Here is a 21,197-nt window from a genome sequence, read left to right on the forward strand (position 1 = left end):
TGCGACGCGTCAGGCAAAGTGATGTAGAAAGCGCCGGGGCCAGGGTCTCGGCGTTTTTCGTCGGGAGAGGGGAGGGTATGGCACTCAACGGAATGAACATCGCCGTTGTCGGCGGCGGTATTGGCGGGCTTGCGGCCGCGCGCGCGCTCAGGTTGCACGGCGCCGAGGTCACGGTGCTGGAGCAGGCCGAGACAATCCGCGAGGTCGGCGCCGGGCTGCAGGTCAGCCCCAACGGGTTTCGCGTATTGCAGGCGCTGGGGCTGGCGGACCGGCTGCGCGCGGCGTCGGTGCAGGCCCGGGCGGTGCGGCTGTGCGATGCCGGCGGCGCCGATCTGCTGCGGCTTGACCTTGGGCGGCTGAAAAGCCGGGATTACCATTTCGTTCACCGCGCCGACCTGATCGACCTGCTGGCCGAGGGCGCGCGTGCCGCCGGCGTCAACATCCGCCTGTTGCAGCAGGTCGAAAGCGTCACGCCCGGGCCGCAACCCGAAATCACGCTGGCGAACGGGGCAAAGATGCATGCCGACCTGGTGGTGGGGGCGGATGGGCTGCATTCGGTCGTCCGCCAGGTGCTGAACGGCACTGCCGCGCCGTTCTTTACCCGGCAGGTGGCCTGGCGCGCGGTGGTGCCCAACAGCGCCGGGCGCGGCCCGGAGGCGCGGGTGCATATGGGGCCGCACCGGCATGTTGTCAGCTATCCGCTGCGCGATGGCTCGGCGCTGAACCTGGTTGCGGTCGAGGAACGCATGGCCTGGGCCGAGGAAAGCTGGAACCAGCAGGACGACCCCGAGAACCTGCGCGCCGCCTTTGCCGGGTTCGGCCCCGAGGTGCAGGCGATGCTGGCCGAGGTGGAAACCGTGCATCTGTGGGGGCTTTTTCGCCACCCGGTTGCGCCCAACTGGCACGGGCCGGGGGTGGCGATTCTGGGCGATGCGGCGCATCCGACGCTGCCCTTCATGGCGCAGGGGGCAAGCCTTGCGCTGGAGGACGCCTGGGTGCTGGCCGACACGCTGTCGGGGCCGGGGCCGCTGGCGGACCGGCTGGCCGCCTATCAGCGCCGGCGCAAGGGCCGCGCGAAACGCGTGGTCGAGGCCGCCAATGCCAACGCCCGCAAGTATCACCTTGCCTTTCCGCCGGCGCGCTGGGCGGCGCATGCGGCGCTGAGGCTGGGCGGCCTGGTGGTGCCGGGGCTAATGGCGCGGCAGTTCGGCTGGCTGTACGATTACGATGTCGTCGCCGGGGATTAGATTTTAAATCAAATCTCTACAGGTCGATATTCACCCAGATTGGAACATGGTCCGACGGCTTTTCGCCGGCGCGCACCTGCTTGTCGATCTGGCAATCGGTCAGCCGGTCGGCCGCCTGCGGGCTGAGCAGGATGTGGTCAATGCGGATGCCGTCGTTACGCCGCCACGCCCCGGCCTGGTAATCCCAGAATGTATAGTGCCCCGGCCCCTGTACACGGGCGCGAAAGGCATCGGTCAGACCAAGATATAGCAGCCTGCGAAAGGCGGCGCGCGATTGCGGCAGCGCCAGCGCGTCCTCGGCCCAGGCCTCGGGGCGCTTGGCGTCCTCGTCCTGGGGGATGACGTTGTAGTCGCCGGCGATCAGCAGCGGTTCTTCGAGCTGCAACAGCGCCTCGGCGCGTGCTTTCAGCCGCTCCATCCAGGCAAGCTTGTAGTCGTATTTCGGACCCGGCGTGGGGTTGCCGTTGGGCAGGTAAAGCCCGCATAGCCTGAGCGTGGCGTGTTCGCCCGTCACCGTTGCCTCGATCCACCGCGCCTGTTCGTCGGTCGGATCGCCGGGCAAGCCACGGGTGACATCCTCTAGCGGCAGCTTTGACAGGATCGCCACCCCGTTAAAGCCTTTCTGGCCGTGCGTTTCGACGTTGTAGCCGCGTTCCTCGAACGGCTCGCGCGGGAATGCCTCGTCGATCGACTTGATCTCTTGCAGCAGCACGACATCGGGTTGAGCCGTGTCCAGCCAGTCGGTCAGCGCGGCCAGCCGGGCCTTGATGCCGTTGATGTTGAAACTGGCGATCTTCATCCCGTGCCTCCCGTGCTGTCGCCCCTTTCTATCGCGCAGCGGGACCGCGCTGGCAAGGGTTGCGGTCCGCGACTCCGGCGGCGGGATTGATTCGTTTGACGGGACGCACGTTGGAGTTGAAAAACCTTTTAAATCAGACCTGTGGATAACTTTTTTTCGCCGCCAGATAGCCGCGAATTTCCCGCCCGAGTTTCAATCGGTTGGATTGGCGGGGCGTGGATACAGGTCCTGTGGATAACTCGCTATGCGAGAAATGAATATTGGCAAGACACGTTTTGCGTGCAAGCGTTTCAGGGCATCGCAAACTGGGGAGATCGCAAAATGACTGCACAACGCAAGATCGTTACCACCACTGAAACCACCCTGAAACAGTCCGAAAGCAGCCTGCATGACGGCACGCTGGTCGGCGCCTTCACCTCGTCGATGGGGCCGGAAATGCGGACCGACAGCCTGCTGGGCGACGCGGTCGAAATGTTCACCTCGTCGATGTCGCCGGTTCTGAGCGGCGATACCGGGGCGGGTGAGGCCACGGGCCTTTTCACCTCTTCCATGGCGCCCGTCGCGGCCGCCGACACCGCCGCCGGTGACGCGGTGGAATTGTTCACTTCGTCGATGGGCCCGGTCACCGCCGGCGACGCCACCGCTGGTGAAGCCGTCGAAATGTTCACCTCCTCGATGGGTCCGGTGACCGCCGGCGAAACCCGCACCGGCGATGCCGTGGGCGCGTTCACCTCGTCCATGTCGCCCGCCACCAAGGTGACGGCCGAAGAGGGCGATGGCTGCGAAATGTTCACTTCGAGCATGTAAGCACCGCTGCCTGTGCGGGGCGGCAAGGCGAACAAGAAGAGGGAATTCAAGGTTATGGGTGACATTCTTCAACTCGACATGCCGTTCCGCCAGCGCAGCCGCGCTGCGCGCCAGGTGGCCCTGATTGATCGGGTCGCCAGCGCGCGCCGCGGCAGCGAAGACGTTTTCTGGCTGAAGGAAAACGCCGAACTGCTCAACGTGCTGGAAAGCACGAAAGCCGCGCCGGGAACCGGCGCGCTTGCCGCTTACGAGGGGTTCTACCGCGACATCGAGGCGCGGATCGGGTTCTTTCCGCAATACTACCGCTTTTTCCTGTCGATCTGCCTGGATCTTGAGGATCTGGGGCTTGGTGGCGACTCCGGGGACGACAAGGCGGTGGCGCTGGCGGAATGGGTGGCGTCGCAAGGGCTGGTCGGGGCCGAGTTGTCGGACCTGCAGCGCGCCGAGGCGCGCCGTCTGTGCCTGCGGCGCGGGGTCGATCCGCTGGCTGGCGATCACGGGCTTGACGACCGTCTGCGTGCCTTTGCGCGCCGGTCGGCCACCTTTGCACTGCCCAACAAGAAGGCGGCCTATGAGCTGACCCATATCATCTTTTACCTGTCCGAATACGGCCGCCGCGATCCGGGTGCCGATGCGGCGATGATCGAAAGCCTGTGCCACACCGGCACGCTGGCATTCCTGGAACTGAACATCGACCTTCTGTCAGAGGTCTGCATCGCGCTGCGCTTTGCCGGGGCGACGCCGCCGCCGGTGTGGGAACGCTGGCTGGCCGACCAGGCCAACCGGTTCCAGGTGCTGCCGGCCGACCGCCCGGGCGGGATGGACGACTATCACCCGTGGCTGATGCTGAACTGGTTCATGGCCCTGTCCGGCCGTGGCGGGTTTGCCCACGAGATGCCGCAAGGGGCGGTGGTCTTTGCCGCGCCGGAACCCAATGCCGGCCCGCTGCGCGAGCTGTCGGACTGCATGTACAAGCTGCGCGATGCGCGCAGCCCCGACTGGGACAAGATGCGCGACCGGGTCGGCGACGGCCTGTCGGACGAGGCCCGCAACGTGCTGGCCGCGGCCGAAGAGGCGGTTGATTTCAGCGTCTTCTTTCGCGGCTTCGCCCGCGCCGGGGGGCCGGGGCTGCGGCCCGGCGCCGCGACCGTCGCACGGGGGCGGCCGTCATGAGCACGCTTGCGGCCCGCCGTGCGCTGCCCGCCGCCGCCCTGGCGGGGGTGGTGCTGACGCTGTTCTACACCGCCCTGATCGCCACCGCCGACGGCATCACCAAGCTGTTCGCGACCACCTATGCGGCGCCGCAGCTTTTCGTGATTTCAGGGGGGGTCGTCGCCGTGCTGAGCCTGGCGGCGAACCGGCGCCAGGGGCGCTGGCGCGGGGTGGCGACGCGCTGTCCCCGGGCGATGGCGCTGCGCGCGGGGGCCACGGTGCTGGGCTCGGTGGCGTTCTTCTACGCCTTTCGTCTGCTGCCCTTTGCCGAGGTCTTTCTGTTCATTGCGCTGATCCCGCTCCTGGCGGCGCTGCTGTCGGGCCCGACGCTGGGCGAGACAGTGCGCCCGCAGGTCTGGGCGGCGCTGGGGCTGGGCACCGTCGGTGTGCTGTGCCTCTTTCCCGCCGGGCTGGGCAGCGTCGGGCTGGGGCACCTGGTGGCTTTTGCGGCGGTGCTGCTGGGCACGGTGTCGATGCTGGCCTCGCGCTATATCGGGCAGCGTGACGACAACCTGCTGACGCAGGTGTTCTATCCCAACCTGGCGCTGATGGCGGTGATGGCCTGCGTGCTGCCCTTTGTCTGGCGACCTATGGGGTTGGCCGATCTGGGCTGGGCGCTGACCTATGCGGTGTTCCTGTTCGGGGCGCGCTGGGTGCTGGTGGCGGCACTGCGCCTGCTGCCGGCCTATGTGGTCACGCCGCTGATGAACCTGCAGTTCCTGTGGATGGTCGTCATCGGCGCGCTCGCGTTCGGCGAATGGCCGGGGGTGGGGGTCTGGCTGGGTGCGGCCATCGTGGTGGCGGCGGGCACATGGCTGGTCTGGGATCAGACCCGCCCGCGCCCGCCCGCGCATGCCGTGCCGGCGGAGTGAGACGGGACCAGGCGCAATAAAAAACGGTCGGTGGTATCAGGTCACATCGAGAACGACGTTCCGCAGCCGCAGGAACTGCTGGCGTTGGGGTTCTCGATGGTGAACCGGGCGCCGATCAGTTCCTCGGTAAAGTCGATCACCGCGCCCGACAGGAACGGCAGCGACACGGTGTCGACCACGACCTTCTGCCCCTGGCCTTCGAGGACAAGATCGTCCTTGGCCGGCCGATCAAGGCGGATGTCGTACTGAAACCCCGAACAGCCGCCGCCCTCGACAGCGATTCGCAGGGCTTGGCCCTCGTCGCCGGCGCCGATTTCGGCCAGGCGGGCAAAGGCGCGCTCGGTCACTTTCGGTGGCAGATCCATTTCGGTGTGTCCCTTGCGGTTTCTTCCCGGTGCGGCTTGGAATATATGGACGCCAGTACCGTGCGACAAGGATGCCCGCAATGCAAAGCGTCTATGCCGCCGACCCCGCGCAGGCGCGCGGCAGGCTGGTGGCCGAAGAGGAAAGCGCCTTTCGCTCCTGCTTTCAGCGGGATCGGGACCGGATCATTCATTCCAGCGCCTTTCGCCGGCTCAAGCACAAGACCCAGGTATTCGTCGAACACGAGGGCGATTATTTCCGCACCCGGCTGACCCATTCGATCGAGGTGGCGCAGGTGGCGCGCACCATCTCGGGCGCGCTGGGTCTGAATGCCGAACTGACAGAGGCGGTGGCGCTGGCGCATGACCTGGGCCACACCCCGTTCGGCCATACCGGCGAGGATGCGCTGAACGCGCTGATGGCGCCCTATGGCGGGTTTGATCACAACGCGCAGGCGCTGCGCATCGTGACATCGCTGGAACGCCACTATGCCGCCTTTGACGGGCTCAACCTGACATGGGAGACGCTGGAGGGGATCGCCAAACATAACGGCCCGGTGACGCCCCTGCGGGGTGATGGCCCGGTGACTGATGGCACGGAAACGGGTGACTTGCCCTGGGCGCTGGCCGAATACGCCACCCGCCACGATCTGGAACTGCACACCCATGCCGGGGCCGAGGCCCAGGTTGCTGCGCTGGCCGACGACATCGCCTATAACAACCACGATCTGCATGACGGGCTGCGTGCGGGACTGTTCGACGAGGGTGACGTCCGCGCCCTGCCCATCGTCGGCGAGGCCTATGCCGAGGTCGACCGCCTGTGGCCGGCGCTCGACCCCTATCGCCGCCGGCACGAGGCGCTGCGCCGGGTCTTTGGCGTGATGGTGGCCGACGTGATCAACACCTCGCGCGCGATCCTTGCCGAAACCGCGCCCGAAAACGCGGCGGCGGTGCGCCACCTGGGCCGCCCCGTGATCCGGTTTTCGCCCGCGCTGTGGGCCGACCTGAAACAGATCCGCAGCTTTCTCTTTACCCGTATGTACCGCGCCCCCACGGTGATGAGGATGCGCGAACAGGTGACCCGCGTGGTCGAAGAGCTGTTTCCCTTTTACATGGCCGAGCCCGGCCATCTGCCCGCGCGCTGGCAGAACGAGGTCGCGGCGGCACACGATGAAACCGCCCTCGCGCGGCTGGTCAGCGATTATATCTCGGGCATGACCGACCGCTATGCCCTGCAGGCCCATGCCAGCCTGCTGGGCGGTCCCGGCGGGGCGGGCGAGCGGCGCGACTGAGCGGCGCGACGGCCCCGATTGACGCCAAGGCTGGCGGTGGTAAACCGGCGCCTGAAACCGAGGGGTAAGAGCGCCATGAACCTTTTCACCGATATCCGCGCCCGCGTGCTGGAGGCGATCGAGGCGATGCAGGCGGCGGGTGATCTGCCCGAGGGGCTGGAAACCGCCGCGGTCACGGTCGAGCCACCGCGCGATGCGCTGCATGGCGACATGGCCACCAACGCCGCGATGGTTCTGGCCAAGCCTGCCGGGAAAAAGCCCCGCGACATTGCCGAGGCCCTGGCCGCGCGCCTGGCGTCCGACGACCGCATTACCAGCGCCGAGGTCGCGGGCCCCGGCTTTCTGAACCTGCGGCTGGCGGACGGGCTGTGGCATGGGGTCGTTCGCGCCGCGCTGGCCAATGGCACCGATTACGGGCGCTCGCAGTTGGGGCAGGGGCAGCGGATCAACGTCGAATATGTCTCTGCCAACCCCACCGGCCCGCTGCATGTGGGCCACACCCGTGGCGCCGTTTTCGGCGATGCGCTGGCCAGCCTGCTGGCCTATTCCGGCTATGACGTGACGCGCGAATACTACATCAACGATGGTGGCGCGCAGGTCGATGTTCTGGCCCGCTCGGTCTATCTGCGCTATCTTGAGGCGCTGGGCCAGGAGGTCGCGTTCGAGGACGGAACCTATCCCGGCGATTACCTCAAGCCGGTCGGCGGGGCGCTGGCCAAAAAGAAGGGCGATGCCTGGGTCGGCCAGCCCGAGTCGGTCTGGCTGGACGAGCTGCGCACCTACGCGACCGAGGCGATGATGGACCTGATCCGCGATGACCTGGCCGCGCTGGGCGTCAGCATGGACGTGTTCTTTTCGGAAAAGTCGCTTTACGGCACCGGCCGCATCGAAGAGGCGCTCAAGACGCTCAAGGAAAAGGGCCTGATCTACGAGGGCGTGCTGGAGCCGCCCAAGGGCAAGCTGCCCGAGGATTGGGAACCGCGCCAGCAGACGCTTTTCCGTTCGACCGAACATGGCGACGACACCGACCGCCCGGTGATGAAATCCGATGGCAGCTGGACCTATTTCGCGCCCGACATCGCCTATCACTACGACAAGATTTCGCGTGGCTTCGATGCGTTGATCGACGTGTTCGGCGCCGATCACGGCGGCTATGTCAAGCGCATGAAGGCCGCCGTCAGCGCGCTGAGTGACGGAAAGGTGCCGCTGGATATCAAGCTGACGCAGCTTGTGAGGCTGTTCAAGAACGGCGAACCCTTCAAGATGTCCAAGCGGGCCGGCACATTTGTCACGCTGCGTGATGTGGTCGATCAGGTCGGCCCTGACGTGACCCGCTTCGTGATGCTGACGCGCAAGAACGATGCGCCGCTTGATTTCGATTTCGACAAGGTGCTGGAACAGACCCGCGAAAACCCGGTCTTTTACGTCCAGTACGCTCATGCGCGGGCCTGTTCCGTCCTGCGCAAGGCAGAGGCGGCAGGGATCGACGTATCCGACGGGGCGCTTGGCGCGGCAGACCTGTCGGGGCTTGCCCACCAAGCCGAACTTGCCGTGGCCCGCAAACTGGCCGAATGGCCGCGGCTGGTGGAAACCGCCGCGCGCACGCACGAACCCCACCGGGTGGCGTTCTATCTCTATGACCTGGCCAGCGAATTCCACGCGCTGTGGAATCGGGGCAACGACGAACCCGCCCTGCGGTTTCTGCAAGAGGACGCGCCGGCCACTAGTCAGGCCAAAATCGCGCTGGTCCGGGCCGTGGCCGTTGTCATTTCGGCCGGTCTTGGTATTCTTGGCGTGACACCGGCGAACGAGATGCGCTAAGCGCGTCCATTTTTCAATCGCCGGGCGCAAGAGGCAGCAATGAACAGCCCGGCGGCATCGTATCGCCAGGCGTGGGCGAGGCGAGAGATGGCAGACGCAGGTCAGACGTATTCCGAGGATCCCGCGGGGCAGGCGGCCCCCCTGAGATTTTTCTTCAATCTCATCGGCGCAGTCACGTCGCTGGCGCTGATCGTCGGCATCGGCATCTGGGGCTACCGGATGGTTGTGCGCGATGTCAGCGGCGTTCCGGTGGTGCGCGCCAGCCAGGACCCGATGCGCATTGCGCCGGATGATCCCGGTGGCCAGCAGGCGCCGCACCAGGGGCTGTCGGTCAACGCGATCCTGGCCGAAGGCGCGGCGGACGATCCGCCCGACCGGCTGATCCTGGCGCCCGCGCCGCTGGATCTGACGCTGGAATCGGTCGCGGTGACCGCGCGCACGGATTCCGGCCAGGCAGAACGCGGCGACAGCCCGGCGGCGGATGAAGCGACGCTGCGCCTTGCCCGGGCCGAGGCGGTGGCCGAAGCACTGGCCGAGGGGGTAGAGCCGTTGCAGGAACTGCCCGCCGCGTCGGCCCCCGTCACCGGCGGCATCGGCCGTTCGCTGCGTCCGCGGCTGCGCCCGCAGACCCTTGCCACCAGTCCCGAGGCGGTGGCGTTGGCCGCCGTGGCCGGGGCCACGGTGCGCGACATCGACCCCGACACCATCCCCGTCGGCACGCGGCTGGCGCAGCTTGGCGCCTTTGCCAGCCGCGAGATCGCGATCCAGGAATGGGACCGGCTTGCGGGGCGCTTTGACGAATACCTTGCCGACAAGAACCGCGTGATTCAAAAGGCCGAAAGCGGCGGACGCACCTTCTATCGGCTTCGGGCGATGGGCTTTTCCGATCTTTCCGAGGCACGCCGCTTTTGCTCGGCACTGGTGGCCGAACGGGTAGAGTGCATCCCCGTGGTCGTGCGTTGAGCCATTTCGGTGCCTGCATTCTTGATGCCGGGGGGCTGCGCCTGACGCCTGCAGAACGCCGCTTTTTCACCGCTGCCGATCCGTTCGGCTTTATCCTGTTCGCGCGCAATGTCGACACCCCTGCCCAACTGGCAGCGCTGTGCGACGAGATGCGCGCCTGTGTCGGGCGCGAGGCTCCGATCCTGATCGACCAGGAAGGCGGGCGGGTGGCGCGGCTGTGCCCGCCGCAATGGCGCGGCTGGCCGGCGCCGCTCGATCATGTTGCCGCAGCCGGAACCGCACATGCCGAAGAGGTCATGTATCTGCGCTATCGCCTGATCGCGGCGGAACTGCGGGCGCTGGGCATCGACGGCAACTGCGCGCCACTGGTCGACGTGGCCTGCGACGCCACGCATCCGTTTCTGAGAAACCGCTGCTATGGCACCGATCCGGGTGCGGTGGCGCGGATCGGGCGGGCGGTGGCCGAGGGGCTGTTGGCCGGTGGGGTGCTGCCGGTGCTCAAGCATATTCCCGGTCATGGCCGCGCCACCATCGACAGCCACAAGGCGCTGCCCGTCGCCGATGCCCCGGCCAAAGAGCTGCAAGAGGTGGATTTCGCCCCCTTCAAGGTGCTCTCGGATCTGCCGATGGCGATGACCGCGCATGTGGTCTATCCCGCCTTCGACGACCGTCCCGCCACCCTGTCGCCGGCGATGATGCGCCTTGTGCGCGACGAGATCGGCTTTGACGGGCTGGTGATGACCGACGACATCGGCATGAAGGCGCTGGACGGCCCCCTTGACCAGATCGCGGTTGATGCGCTGGCGGCAGGGTGCGACGCGGTGCTGTTTTGCAACGGCACCCTGTCGGAAAAACAGGCAGTGGCCGATGCGGCGGGCCGCTTTTCCGCCATTGCCCAGACGCGGGCCGAACGCGCACTGGCGGCGCGCAGGGCGCCCGACGCGGTTGACATTCCGGCCCTGACGGCAAGACTTGACGCCCTGACAGATGGGCGTGGCGATGGTGACTGACAGATTTGACGAAACGGCGGCGGGCGAGGGTGCGTTTGACAGCGTGGCCGACCGCATGGCGGCCGAGTCGCTGATCGTCGATGTCGATGGTTTCGAGGGGCCGCTCGACCTGTTGCTGACGCTGGGGCGCACGCAAAAGGTGGACCTGCGCCAGATATCGGTGCTGCAACTCGCGCGGCAATACCTGGCCTTTGTCGAAAAGGCCAAGGCGCTGCGCATCGAACTGGCGGCGGATTACCTGGTGATGGCGGCCTGGCTGGCGTTTTTGAAATCGCGGCTGCTGCTGCCCCCCGACCCGACGGACGAAGGGCCATCGGGCGAGGAACTGGCGGCGCATCTGGCGTTTCAGCTGGAACGCCTGCAGGCCATGCGCGAGGCCGCCGCGCGGCTGATGGCGCGCGACCGGCTGGGGCGCGACGTGTTCGCCCGCGGCATTCCCGAGGACGTGATGCGGGTCAAGCGGGTCATCCACACCGCCACGCTGCTGGACCTGATGCACGCCTATGCCCGCATCCGCACCCGCGACGAGTTTCGCCCCTATGTGATGGACCGCGACTGGGTGGTGACGCTGGACGAGGCGCTGGACCGGATGCGCGGGCTGATCGGCTTTTCCGGAACCTGGACCGACATTTCCAGCTATCTGCCAGAGGGCATGGGCAGCGATCCGGCGCGGCGGCGTTCGGCGACGGCGTCGACCTTTGCGGCGGCGCTGGAACTGGTCAAGGAAGGGCGCGCCGAGTTGCGCCAGTCCGAGCATTTCGCGCCGGTCCAACTGCGGCGCAAGGGGGCTGCGGATGCGTAAAAAGCAGGGAAACTCTGATCGGGTGCCATGCTGCCGCTTTCTTGAAAAGAAAGCGGGGCGAAATCTTTTCAAGATTTCGCGCCCCGTTCTGGCGGATGGAATTGGATCAGCGTTGTGAGTGAAGAGACCGAAAACAAGGAACAAAGCCTTTTCGAGGCCCCGCCGCCGGCAGAACAGGAACGGATGTGCGAGGCGATGCTGTTTGCCAGCGCCGAGCCGCTGACCCGGGCTGAGTTGGAGGCGCGCATGCCCCATGGCTGCGACGCGGCCCAGGCGCTGGCCAACCTTGCCCGCCGGTACGAAGGGCGCGGCGTCCGCCTGATCAAGGTGGGCGAGGCCTGGGCGATGCGCACCGCGCCCGACCTGGGCTATCTGATGCAGAAAGAGACGGTCGAGACCCGCAAGCTCAGCCGCGCGGCGACCGAAACGCTGGCGATCATCGCCTATCACCAACCCGTCACCCGCGCCGAGATCGAGGAAATTCGCGGCGTTTCGGTCAGCCGCGGCACGCTGGACCAGTTGCTGGAACTCGAATGGGTCCGCTTTGGCCGCCGGCGCAGCACGCCGGGCCGGCCGGTGACATTCGTTGTCACGCAACACTTCCTGGATCATTTCGGACTGGAAAGCACGCGCGACCTGCCCGGACTGAAGGAGCTGCGCGCCGCCGGCCTGCTGGACAGCCGGCCCCCCCCCGACAGCCTGACCCGAGGCGGGGGCGAGGACGGCGATGAAGATGACGAACAGGACATGCTGTTTGATGACTGATCCGGCGGGAGGCGGTGGCATTTGGCCGCCATTGCCCTGAAAATCGCATATTTCGGTATTATCTTTGTGCCGAGCAGGCATGAACGGAGGGCGCGATGAACGCCAACCAGATGATCAACATGGTGATCCGCATGGTCATGCGGCGGCTGATGCGTTCGGGTGTCAATGCCGGCATCGACGCGGTGGGCAAGCGGGTGAACCGGGGCAAGGGCGAGGGCCAGCAGCAGGCGAGCGCGGCACCCAACACCGGCAAGACCCGCCAGCGCATGCGCCGGACGCTGCGCATGACGCGGCGATTCGGCCGGTTCTGAGCCGTCCCTAGCCGCGAAAGTGCTTGGACAGTTTCAGCCCCTGACCCTGATAGTTGGATGCGATCCCGGCGCCGTACAGGCGTTCGGGCACTTGGTCCATGCGTTCATAGACCAGCCGGCCCACCACCTGGCCATGCTCCAGCACGAAAGGCGCCTCGTGGCAGCGCACCTCCAACACCCCGCGTGATCCGGTCCCGCCGGCAGCATCGTGGCCAAAGCCGGGATCAAAAAATCCCGCGTAATGCACCCGGAATTCGCCCACCATCGCCAGGTAGGGGGCCATCTCGGCGGCATATTCGGGCGGGATATGCACCGCCTCGCGGCTGACGAGGATATAGAACGCGCCGGGGTCCAGGATGATGCGACCCTGGTCGCTGTGCACTTCTTCCCAGAACTCGGCTGGGTCGTAATGGCCCACGCGGTCCAGGTCGATGACGCCGGTGTGGGGCTTGGCCCGCCAGCCCACCAAGGTGCCCTTTTGCGGTTTCAGATCGACCGAAAACCCCAGCCCGTCGGAAATGACCGCCGGGCCATCGACCAGCGGCGAGCGTTGGTGCAGCGCCGCCAACTCGTCATCGTCCAGTACCGCCTGGCCCTCGCGGAACCTGATCTGGTTCAGCCGCATGCCCGGGCGCACCAGCACTGAAAACGAACGCGGGCAGATTTCCGCATAGATCGGGCCGGTATAGCCCGCCGGGATGCGGTCGAACTCGCAGCCCCGGTCGGTGATCGCGCGCGTCAGCAGGTCCAGCCGCCCGGTCGAGGACTTGGCGTTCGCCACCGCGTGCACCGAGGCGGGCAGGTCCAGCACCTCCATCAGTTCGACGACATAGACACAGCCCTTTTCCAGGACCGCGCCATTGCTGATGTCAATCTGGTGCATTTCGAATTCCGTCAGCCGGTCGGCAACCCGGTGCTCTGCCCCCGACAGAAACGAGGCGCGCACGCGATACGCGACATTGCCCAGCCGCAAATCGAGGCTCGCAGGCTGGATCTGTTCGGGCAGCACGGGCGATGGGGCCGAAATGCGGCCGTCGGCGATGAGCGCCCTCAATTGCTGGCTGGCCAGAACTCCGGTCATGCTCATCCTCCCGTCGGCCCCGGCCAGTTCGTGGCGCATCGGCTTTCGCGAACACAGACGGGGCGGGTAGATTTGGTCGGGCTAGCAGGATTCGAACCTGCGACCTCCCGTCCCCCAGACGGACGCGCTACCAAACTGCGCTATAGCCCGACGACCCGCGTGTCATAACCGATTTGCCGGCGCGGGCAAGGGGCAATGGCGCATTTTCAAAGCTATTCGTCGCCGGATGCCGCCCGCAATGCGTCAAGCTGCGCCAGCAGGGGGCGGGCGGCCTCGGCTATCGGGGCGGGCAGGGGGCGGGGCAGGGCGATGATGCGGCTGAGAATTCCGGGATGGGCGAATTCGGAATCGTCCGGGTCCAGCGGAACGTCGACCTCGGCCGGGCGCGGGGCAGGGGTGGCCGGCTCTGGCTCTGCGGCCTCTTCAGGCTTGTCTGGCTCTGCGGCGATCGGCGCCTCTTCCGCCGGACGGCTGAGAAAGCCGGGCAGCTTTCCTTTTCCCGCTTCGGGGGTGTCCGCTCCGGGTTCTTCGGCGGGGGGCTCTTCGGCCACGTCCGGCGCATCCGGTGCCTCGGTCGGCTCGGTTTGTGGCACCACCGGTTCAGAGGCGCTTGCACCCTGTTCCTCGTCCGTTTCCGGGGGGGCGGGCTGTTCGACCTGGCTGTCGGTGGCCAATTCGACCGGCGCGTCCTGTTCCGGTTCGGACGCGTCGTCATTACGGCGGAAATCCAGCACCCGCGCCGGTTCGGGGGGCGAGGGCGTTTCGGTCGGCTGCACCGCCTCGACGGTCCAGGCGCGGGCTTCCTCTTTGCTCTCGTCCGCAAGCGGGGCCGACAGCGCGGCGACGTGCTTGACCCCCTTGTCGCGCAAGAGTTTCTGCACGCCCTTGATGGTCATCCCGTCATCGTGCAGCAGCTTTTTTATCCCACCCAGCAGCCGCATGTCCTGGGGGCGATAGTACCGCCGACCGCCGGCGCGCTTGACCGGTTTGACCTGCGAAAACTTGCTTTCCCAGAATCGCAGGACATGCGCCGGGGTCTCGAGCCAGTCGGCGACCTCGCTGATGGTGCGGAATGCGTCTGCTGACTTGGCCATCGGGGCCTGCGCTAGCTTCGGTTGCCGGCGGCGACGCGGTCTTTCATCAGGTGCGACGGGCGAAATGTCAGCACCCGGCGCGGCTGGATCGGCACCTCTTGCCCGGTCTTGGGGTTGCGCCCCACGCGGGCCGATTTTTCACGCACGGAAAAGGTGCCGAAGGATGATATCTTGACCTGCTCGCCGCGCACCAGCGCGTCCGATATGTGGTTCAGGACACTTTCCACAAGCTGTGCGGAATCGTTTCGGGAAAGGCCCACCTCGTGGAACACGGCCTCGCTCAGATCCATCCTTGTCAACGTCTTGTCGCCCATGACATCCCCTCGCTCTTTGGAAAGACTTTAGGGTGCAAGGAATTTACGAGTCAATGTCAATGACTTGGGCGAAGGAGTTTAAGCGGCTTTTGGGCCCCTGCCGGGGCCTACCAGCGCAGCACCACCGCGCCCCAGGCCAGACCGCCGCCGATCGCCTCCGATATGATCAGGTCGCCGCGCTTGATCTTGCCCTGGGCCACGCCCTCGGCCAGGGCCAGCGGGATCGAGGCGGCAGATGTGTTGCCATGTTCCTGCACGGTGACGATCACCCGCGACATCGGCACGCCCAGTTTTTTCGCGGTACCGGCGATGATGCGGATATTGGCCTGGTGCGGCACGATCCAGTTGATGTCGTCGTCTTTCAGCCCGGCGGCGGAAAGGGCGCTTTCGGCGGTCGATGTCAGCTTTTCCACCGCCTGGCGGAACAGCGCGTTGCCCTTCATGCGGACCTTGCCGGCGCTGCCGGTGCTGGAAACGCCGCCATCGACGTAAAGCAGGTCGCGATAGCGCCCGTCGGAATTGAGATCGACCGACAGGATGCCGCGGTCATCTTTGGTGCCTTCGCCCTCGGCCGCGCCCAGCACCAATGCCCCGGCGCCGTCGCCGAACAGAACGCAGGTGGCGCGATCTTCCCAGTCCAGGATTCGGCTGAAGGTCTCGGCGCCGATGATCAGCAGCCGCTTGGCCTGGCCCGAAACGATCAGCGCGTTGGCGTTGGCCAGCGCATAGATGAAACCGGCGCAGACCGCCTGCACGTCGAAGGCAAAGCCGTGGGTCATGCCCAGATCGGACTGCACCATCGTGGCGACCGACGGAAAGGTCATATCCGGCGTCGATGTGGCGACCAGGATGCCGTCGATGTCGTCAACGCCAAGGCCGGCTTGCGCCAGTGCCGCGCGGGCGGCATGAACCGCCATGTCCGAGGTGTTTTCACCCTCGGCCGCGAAATGCCGCCGCTCGATGCCGGAACGGGTGCGAATCCATTCGTCGGACGTGTCGAGAAATTCCTCGAACCAGGCATTGGGAACGATCCGTTCGGGAAGATACTGCCCGACACCTTCCACGACGGCACGTATTGTCATTGAGAGTCACCACTATTTTTTTCTTCTGCGGCTTCGTCATCCTGCTCAAGCAGCGAGGCGGATGCAACCCGTGCGGCCAATTTTTCGGTAAAACCCGATTGCGCCAGTTGAAATGCCAGCTTTACCGCGGCCGAAACCCCGGTGGCGTCGGCCGCGCCGTGGGATTTGACCACCGTGCCGTTCAGCCCCAGAAACACCCCGCCATTTGCGCGGCGGGGGTCGATGCGTTTCTTGAAACGCCGCATCGAGGTCATCGTCAGCAGCGCGGCGATGCGTGACAGCGGTGTGTGGCTGAATGCCTCGCGCAGCAGGTCCGAGATCAGCCGCGCCACACCTTCGCCGGTTTTCAGCGCGATGTTGCCGGTAAATCCGTCGGTCACGATGACGTCGCACAGCGTGCCGGGCAGGTCACGGCCCTCGACGAAGCCCACGAATTCGAACTCGGCGACGCGGGCGTTGGCGGCGATGAGATCATAAGCCTCTTTCAGCTCGGCGCGGCCCTTGTGTTCCTCTGTGCCGACATTCAGCAGCCCGACGCGCGGCCGTTTCAGCCCGAATCCGTTGCGCGCATAGGACGTGCCCATCAGCGCGTATTGCATCAGGTCCTTGGCGTCGGCCCGGATGTCGGCGCCGCCGTCGAGCATGATGTTGAAGCCTTGCGGGTTCGGCGACGGCCACAGCACGCCGATGGCGGGGCGGTAGATGCCCGGCAGCTTGCGCAGCCGCACCACCGACATCAGCAGCAGCGCGCCGGTGTTGCCGCAGGAAACGCATACCGTCGCCTCGCCGCTGCGCACCGATTCCAGGGCGGACCACATCGAGGTTTCGCGCCCGCGGCGCATCACCTGGCTGGGCTTTTCGTCCATTGCGACGATTTCGGGGGCGTCGCGGATCTCGCATCGCCCGGCAAGGTTCCGACGCCGCGCGACCAGCGGTTCCAGCACGTCGCGGCGCCCATGCAGGATAAAGCCTATCTCGTCGTTCTTGTGTGCGGACAGCGCGACGCCGGCGACAACTGTCCCCGGCCCCAGGTCGCCACCCATCGCATCGACGGAAATAATGGTGCGTTTGGCGCGCGGCTCGGTCTGATCGCGATCTGCGGTCATCGGGCGCCCGCCTCCGGCCGTGTCAGGCCGCGTCGTCTTCCAGATCGACGTCTTCGATCAGGCTCACGACTTCACGATCGGCATAGTGTCCGCAGGCAACGCAGACGTGGTGCGGACGTTTGAGTTCGCCGCAATTGGGGCATTCGCAGGGATTGGCTGCGATAAGGGAATCGTGCGCGCGGCGGTTGTTGCGGCGCGATTTCGATACTTTGTTCTGCTGGACGGCCATGTCGCAACCTCAATCTGGCGGGGCGCTCGGCCCCTCGTGTCTTGGATCGCCGCGGCTCTTAATGCGTCCCGAGCCGCAGGTTCAACCCCGAATTCCGATGGAAGCGCGAAAATACATTGAATCGATGCGCTGGCAACCCCTTTTTGGGTGTCATTCGTCACTCTTGTCAAGTTTGCCGCGCAGTGTCTCCAGCGCGGCAAAGGGGTTTGGGCGCTCCTCGTCGTCGGGGGCGGCGTCCGGTGGGGCGGCGCTGATGCGCTGCGGCTCGACGCCTTCGGCGCGCGGGTAGGGCGGCAGCGCCAACGCCAGCGCCTCCGTCATGACCGCCCACAGGTCGATTTCGGTGCCCAGCGGGTCGATGCTGTCATCATCGGGCATCTCTGCCTCTTCGCCCTGTTCGGCGGCCGGGGGCCAGTCGCGCAGAAAGCGGCGGGTTATGTCTTCGTCTATGCGGGTGGTTGCCGGCGCCAGGGTGACGACGCAGTCCTGGGTCACGGTTGCGCCCAGCCGCGCGTCAAGACGCCAGTCATCGCGCCCGTCGGGCGCAAGCGTACCGGCAAGGCGCAGCTTGCGCAGCCCGCGCAGCCCCAGATCGCGCGCAATGGCGTCGCAGGCGGCGGGTCCGGGCCGCAGGTCAAACGGGTGAGAGACCGTTGACGACAGCCCGCCAACGCGCCATTTGGCTGATTTTCGCATCTCGTCCTGCATCGCCGATCCCGTATCGTCGCTTGATAAACAAAGCTAGCCTGTTGTAAGCGGGAGGGAAAGCGACACTCTCGCGTGTGAAAGGGCAGATGATGATTGGATACCGCAACCGCGTGGCCGGCCTGCTGGCGGCGCTTTGCCTGATCGCAGTCGCTGCCTGTACGGCGCAGTATCGCAACCACGGCTATGTGCCGCCTGCCGAAGACCTGCAAAAGCTGGTCGTCGGCGTGGACACCCGCGCCACCGTCGATGACGTGATCGGCGCGCCCTCGGCCTCTGGCCTGCTGAGCGACGGCGACTATTACTATGTCCGCAGCCGCATGCGCGAATACGGCCCGCGCCGCCCGCAGGTGGTCGACCGCAAGGTCGTCGCAATCAGCTTCAACCCCGACGACACCATCCGCAACATCGAAACCTTCGGCCTGCAGGATGGCATGGTGGTGCCGCTGACCCGCCGCGTGACCGATTCGTCGGTGCTGGGCAATGGCCTGCTGCGCCAGATCTTTGGCAACTTCGGCAATATCGACCCCTCGACACTGTTCCAGTAACGCTGCCGGCTGCGCGTCATGATGCTGTCACAGCTTGAGTGGTAAGGCGCTTGCGTCTAGCGTGATGCAGTGAACGCAGGGGTGAGCAGGGGTGAGCAGGGGTCATGTTTCGCAAAGGGCGCTATCTGGCCAGAGAGGCCGGAACAGAAGATGACATCCGCGCGGCGCAGCGCCTGCGCCGGCTGGCCTTTCACGGCAGCGATGACGGGTGCGACGCCGACCGCTTTGACGCGCTGTGCACCCATATCCTGGTCGAGGAACAGGCGACGGGCCGGCTGGTGTGCTGTTTCCGGATGCTGCCGCTCAGCAATGGCGGCGAGATAGAGCGCAGCTATTCCGCCCAGTTCTATGGGCTTTCGTCGCTGGCCGCTTACAAGGGGCCGATGGTCGAACTGGGCCGTTTCTGCATCCACCCGGACATACGCGACCCCGACATCCTGCGCACCGCCTGGGCGGCGATGACGCGATTCGTCGATGAAAACGGGGTGGGAATGCTGTTCGGCTGCTCGTCCTTCAAGGGGATCGACGCGGACATCTATGCCGACGTCTTTGCCATGCTGAAGGAACGCCACCTGGCCCCACGCCGGTGGTGGCCGCGGGTCAAGGCGCCCTCGGTGGTGCGATTCGCCAACAAGCTGCGGCGGCGCAAGCCCGACGCGCGCCTGGCGATGTTGCGGATGCCGCCCTTGCTGCGCAGCTACCTGGCGATGGGCGGCTGGGTCAGCGATCATGCGGTGATAGATCTGCAGATGAACACGCTGCATGTCTTTACCGGGCTCGAGATTTCGGCGATCCCGGCGGCGCGCAAGCGGCTGTTGCGCGCTGTTGCGTCCTGACCCGGCTTGACCGGGGCGGGTGGGCGCGATAGCCCCGCTCGCATGGCTAGGGCACCCCTTTTGCAACTCAACGATATCGCGCTCACCTTTGGTGGCGAGCCTTTGTTCAGTGACGTGTCGATGACCCTGCATCCGGGTGATCGGGTGGCGCTGGTGGGGCGCAACGGTTCGGGCAAGTCGACGCTGATGAAGGTAATGGCCGGACTGGTCGAACCGGATGCAGGGAACTGCATTGTGCCCGCCGGCGTGAGCGTCAGCTACATGGATCAACATCCGGATATTTCAGGGTTTTCCACGCTGGGAGATTTTGCCGCCGCTGGCCTGGCCCCGGGCGAGGAATACCGGGTCGAGATGGCCGCCGAGGGGCTGAAATTCGACCCCTCGCTGCCCTGTGCGACCGCCTCGGGCGGGGAACGGCGGCGCGCGGCGCTGGCGCGCCTGCTGGCGCAGGCACCCGACCTGATGCTGCTGGACGAGCCCACCAACCATCTGGATATCCAGGCGGTGGGCTGGCTTGAGGCGCAGTTGAAGGAAACCCGCCGTGCCTTTGTCCTGATCAGCCACGACCGCATGTTCCTGCGTGAACTGACCCGCGCAACGCTTTGGCTGGACAGGGGAAGACTGCGCCGACAGGAAAAAGGATTCGGCGATTTCGAGGCCTGGCGCGACCGTGTCTGGGAAGAAGAGGACACCGCCCGCCACAAGCTGGATCGCAAGATCAAGTCCGAGGCGCGTTGGGCGGTCGAGGGTATCTCGGCTCGGCGCAAGCGCAACCAGGGCCGGGTGCGCGCGCTGCAGGCGCTGCGGTCCGAGCGGGCCGGCCAGATCGTGCGCCAGGGCGCCGCGGCGATGGCGCTGGAATCGGGTCCGAAATCGGGCCGCAAGGTGATCGAAGCCAAAGAGATTTCAAAGGCTTACGGCGAACACGTCATCCTGAAAGACTTCAGCATCAAGATCCTGCGCCGTGATCGCGTGGCCTTTGTCGGTCCCAATGGGGTGGGGAAGACCACGCTGTTGAACCTGCTGATGAAACGGATCGAGCCAGACAGCGGCACCGTCACCCACGGCACCAACCTGGTGCCGGCGATCTTTGATCAGTCGCGCGCCGCGCTCGACCTAGATCGCAGCCTTTGGGAAAACCTGACCGGCGATGCCGAGATGCGCGTTTCGGGGCGGTCGGACCAGGTAATGGTACGCGGCCAGCCCCGGCACGTTGTGGGCTATCTCAAGGATTTCCTTTTCGACGAACGCCAGGCGCGCGCGCCGGTTTCGGCGCTGTCGGGGGGCGAACGGGCGCGGCTGCTGCTGGCGCGGCTGATGGCGCGGGAAAGCAACCTGCTGGTGCTGGACGAGCCGACCAACGACCTGGACATCGAAACGCTGGACCTGTTGCAGGAACTGCTGGACGACTATGACGGCACGGTGCTGCTGGTCAGTCACGACCGCGATTTCCTGGATCGTGTCGCCACCACCACCGTGGTGATGGAGGGGGATGGCCGCGCCACCGTTCATGCCGGCGGCTGGTCGGACTATCAGGCGCGAATTGCGCCTGATCCGGCGCAAACGCTGAGGCCCGCGCGCAAGCCGGACGTCAAGGCCCCCGCCGCCCCGGCGGCGCGGCCGCAAGGGCGCAAGGCCAGGCTGAGCTTCACCGAAAAGCACCGGCTTGAGACGCTGCCAGCCACCATCGAACGGCTGGAGGCAGAGATTGCCAAGCTCGAAGGGCTGCTGGCCGATCCCGAGCTTTTCACCCGTGAACCCGACAAGTTCCGCAAGGCGTCCCAGGCCTTGGCCGCCCGCCAGAATGCGCTGGGCGAGGCCGAAGATGAATGGCTGACCCTTGCCGCCCTCGCAGAAGAGGCTGGCGACAATGTCACCTGATGGCCGCCTTTGCACCGGTTGCGGGAAATATCCATTGTCGAACCGCCGCCCGGTGCAG

At 66.1% G+C, this 21,197-nt stretch carries 23 protein-coding genes and 1 tRNA gene; 14 read left to right on the forward strand and 10 right to left on the reverse strand.

Annotated features, from left to right (window positions below):
- The first annotated feature begins 77 nt into the window (after window positions 1–77).
- Window positions 78–1,247: an FAD-dependent monooxygenase gene (locus DL899_RS10260; RefSeq protein ID WP_111734268.1), complete on the forward strand. Its 1,170-nt coding sequence runs from the start codon at window positions 78–80 to the stop codon at window positions 1,245–1,247.
- A gap of 16 nt (window positions 1,248–1,263) precedes the next feature.
- On the opposite strand, the gene xth is transcribed toward DL899_RS10260, so the two are convergent.
- Window positions 1,264–2,046, reverse strand: a complete 783-nt coding sequence (gene xth / locus DL899_RS10265) for an exodeoxyribonuclease III (protein ID WP_111734269.1) — start codon at window positions 2,044–2,046, stop codon at window positions 1,264–1,266.
- A gap of 321 nt (window positions 2,047–2,367) precedes the next feature.
- Here xth and DL899_RS10270 point away from each other — a divergent pair, with 321 nt between their 5' ends.
- The 3 genes from DL899_RS10270 to DL899_RS10280 are packed head-to-tail and all read left to right on the forward strand — an operon-like array spanning window position 2,368 to window position 4,937.
- A complete protein-coding gene (locus tag DL899_RS10270) occupies window positions 2,368–2,853 on the forward strand; it encodes a DUF6749 family protein (RefSeq protein WP_111734270.1) in 486 nt (161 codons plus the stop codon).
- A 54-nt stretch (window positions 2,854–2,907) separates the two neighbouring features.
- A complete protein-coding gene (locus DL899_RS10275) occupies window positions 2,908–4,026 on the forward strand; it encodes a DUF6902 family protein (RefSeq protein ID WP_111734359.1) in 1,119 nt (372 codons plus the stop codon).
- Complete coding sequence (locus DL899_RS10280) at window positions 4,023–4,937, forward strand: DMT family transporter (RefSeq protein WP_204355295.1); 915 nt, start codon at window positions 4,023–4,025, stop codon at window positions 4,935–4,937. Before DL899_RS10275 ends, DL899_RS10280 begins: the two co-directional genes overlap by 4 nt.
- A 41-nt stretch (window positions 4,938–4,978) precedes the next feature.
- On the opposite strand, the gene DL899_RS10285 is transcribed toward DL899_RS10280, so the two are convergent.
- The gene (locus DL899_RS10285; protein ID WP_111734271.1) at window positions 4,979–5,302 is read right to left on the reverse strand and encodes a HesB/IscA family protein; all 324 of its coding nucleotides are present in this window, start codon (window positions 5,300–5,302) and stop codon (window positions 4,979–4,981) included.
- 80 nt (window positions 5,303–5,382) lie between these two features.
- Here DL899_RS10285 and DL899_RS10290 point away from each other — a divergent pair, with 80 nt between their 5' ends.
- The 7 genes from DL899_RS10290 to DL899_RS10320 all read left to right on the forward strand — a co-directional run bounded on the left by DL899_RS10290 (window position 5,383) and on the right by DL899_RS10320 (window position 12,263).
- Window positions 5,383–6,591 (forward strand): deoxyguanosinetriphosphate triphosphohydrolase, encoded by a 1,209-nt coding sequence (locus DL899_RS10290; RefSeq protein WP_111734272.1) that lies wholly within the window; start codon window positions 5,383–5,385, stop codon window positions 6,589–6,591.
- 75 nt (window positions 6,592–6,666) lie between these two features.
- The gene (gene argS, locus DL899_RS10295) at window positions 6,667–8,412 is read left to right on the forward strand and encodes an arginine--tRNA ligase (RefSeq protein ID WP_111734273.1); all 1,746 of its coding nucleotides are present in this window, start codon (window positions 6,667–6,669) and stop codon (window positions 8,410–8,412) included.
- An 87-nt stretch (window positions 8,413–8,499) separates the two neighbouring features.
- Window positions 8,500–9,375: an SPOR domain-containing protein gene (locus DL899_RS10300; protein WP_111734274.1), complete on the forward strand. Its 876-nt coding sequence runs from the start codon at window positions 8,500–8,502 to the stop codon at window positions 9,373–9,375.
- Window positions 9,372–10,385 (forward strand): beta-N-acetylhexosaminidase, encoded by a 1,014-nt coding sequence (gene nagZ, locus DL899_RS10305; protein ID WP_111734275.1) that lies wholly within the window; start codon window positions 9,372–9,374, stop codon window positions 10,383–10,385. The genes DL899_RS10300 and nagZ overlap by 4 nt, the downstream gene beginning before the upstream one ends.
- Window positions 10,375–11,187 carry a segregation and condensation protein A gene (locus DL899_RS10310; RefSeq protein WP_111734361.1) on the forward strand — a complete coding sequence of 271 codons (813 nt, stop codon included), beginning with the start codon at window positions 10,375–10,377 and terminating at the stop codon, window positions 11,185–11,187. The genes nagZ and DL899_RS10310 overlap by 11 nt, the downstream gene beginning before the upstream one ends.
- A 114-nt stretch (window positions 11,188–11,301) precedes the next feature.
- Window positions 11,302–11,952 carry an SMC-Scp complex subunit ScpB gene (gene scpB / locus DL899_RS10315; RefSeq protein WP_239494674.1) on the forward strand — a complete coding sequence of 217 codons (651 nt, stop codon included), beginning with the start codon at window positions 11,302–11,304 and terminating at the stop codon, window positions 11,950–11,952.
- A gap of 95 nt (window positions 11,953–12,047) precedes the next feature.
- The gene (locus DL899_RS10320; RefSeq protein ID WP_111734276.1) at window positions 12,048–12,263 is read left to right on the forward strand and encodes a hypothetical protein; all 216 of its coding nucleotides are present in this window, start codon (window positions 12,048–12,050) and stop codon (window positions 12,261–12,263) included.
- Window positions 12,264–12,270: 7 nt separating this feature from the next.
- Here the strand turns inward: DL899_RS10320 and DL899_RS10325 are convergent, their stop codons facing one another.
- The 8 genes from DL899_RS10325 to DL899_RS10360 all read right to left on the reverse strand — a co-directional run bounded on the left by DL899_RS10325 (window position 12,271) and on the right by DL899_RS10360 (window position 17,877).
- Window positions 12,271–13,344, reverse strand: coding sequence for a 2'-deoxycytidine 5'-triphosphate deaminase (locus tag DL899_RS10325; protein WP_111734363.1), 1,074 nt, complete (start codon window positions 13,342–13,344; stop codon window positions 12,271–12,273).
- A gap of 73 nt (window positions 13,345–13,417) precedes the next feature.
- Window positions 13,418–13,494, reverse strand: a tRNA-Pro gene (locus DL899_RS10330).
- A 62-nt stretch (window positions 13,495–13,556) separates the two neighbouring features.
- Window positions 13,557–14,438, reverse strand: a complete 882-nt coding sequence (locus tag DL899_RS10335) for a MerR family transcriptional regulator (protein WP_111734277.1) — start codon at window positions 14,436–14,438, stop codon at window positions 13,557–13,559.
- An 11-nt stretch (window positions 14,439–14,449) separates the two neighbouring features.
- Complete coding sequence (gene ihfA / locus DL899_RS10340) at window positions 14,450–14,752, reverse strand: integration host factor subunit alpha (protein ID WP_111734278.1); 303 nt, start codon at window positions 14,750–14,752, stop codon at window positions 14,450–14,452.
- Between the two features lie 107 nt (window positions 14,753–14,859).
- Complete coding sequence (locus DL899_RS10345; RefSeq protein WP_111734279.1) at window positions 14,860–15,834, reverse strand: beta-ketoacyl-ACP synthase III; 975 nt, start codon at window positions 15,832–15,834, stop codon at window positions 14,860–14,862.
- The gene (plsX, locus tag DL899_RS10350; protein WP_111734280.1) at window positions 15,831–16,940 is read right to left on the reverse strand and encodes a phosphate acyltransferase PlsX; all 1,110 of its coding nucleotides are present in this window, start codon (window positions 16,938–16,940) and stop codon (window positions 15,831–15,833) included. Before plsX ends, DL899_RS10345 begins: the two co-directional genes overlap by 4 nt.
- A gap of 22 nt (window positions 16,941–16,962) precedes the next feature.
- Window positions 16,963–17,169, reverse strand: a complete 207-nt coding sequence (rpmF, locus tag DL899_RS10355) for a 50S ribosomal protein L32 (RefSeq protein ID WP_111734281.1) — start codon at window positions 17,167–17,169, stop codon at window positions 16,963–16,965.
- A gap of 150 nt (window positions 17,170–17,319) precedes the next feature.
- Window positions 17,320–17,877 carry a YceD family protein gene (locus DL899_RS10360; protein WP_111734282.1) on the reverse strand — a complete coding sequence of 186 codons (558 nt, stop codon included), beginning with the start codon at window positions 17,875–17,877 and terminating at the stop codon, window positions 17,320–17,322.
- An 89-nt stretch (window positions 17,878–17,966) separates the two neighbouring features.
- On the opposite strand from DL899_RS10360, the gene DL899_RS10365 reads away from it, so the two are divergent.
- The 3 genes from DL899_RS10365 (at window position 17,967) to DL899_RS10375 (ending at window position 21,139) form a co-directional block, all read left to right on the forward strand.
- Window positions 17,967–18,422 (forward strand): outer membrane protein assembly factor BamE, encoded by a 456-nt coding sequence (locus tag DL899_RS10365; protein ID WP_111734364.1) that lies wholly within the window; start codon window positions 17,967–17,969, stop codon window positions 18,420–18,422.
- A 104-nt stretch (window positions 18,423–18,526) separates the two neighbouring features.
- Window positions 18,527–19,258, forward strand: a complete 732-nt coding sequence (locus tag DL899_RS10370) for a GNAT family N-acetyltransferase (RefSeq protein ID WP_111734283.1) — start codon at window positions 18,527–18,529, stop codon at window positions 19,256–19,258.
- A gap of 42 nt (window positions 19,259–19,300) precedes the next feature.
- The gene (locus tag DL899_RS10375) at window positions 19,301–21,139 is read left to right on the forward strand and encodes an ABC-F family ATP-binding cassette domain-containing protein (protein ID WP_111734284.1); all 1,839 of its coding nucleotides are present in this window, start codon (window positions 19,301–19,303) and stop codon (window positions 21,137–21,139) included.
- Window positions 21,140–21,197 lie beyond the last annotated feature (58 nt).

It is taken from the genome of Roseovarius amoyensis (assembly GCF_003260265.1).
GTDB classification, from domain to species: domain Bacteria; phylum Pseudomonadota; class Alphaproteobacteria; order Rhodobacterales; family Rhodobacteraceae; genus Roseovarius; species Roseovarius amoyensis.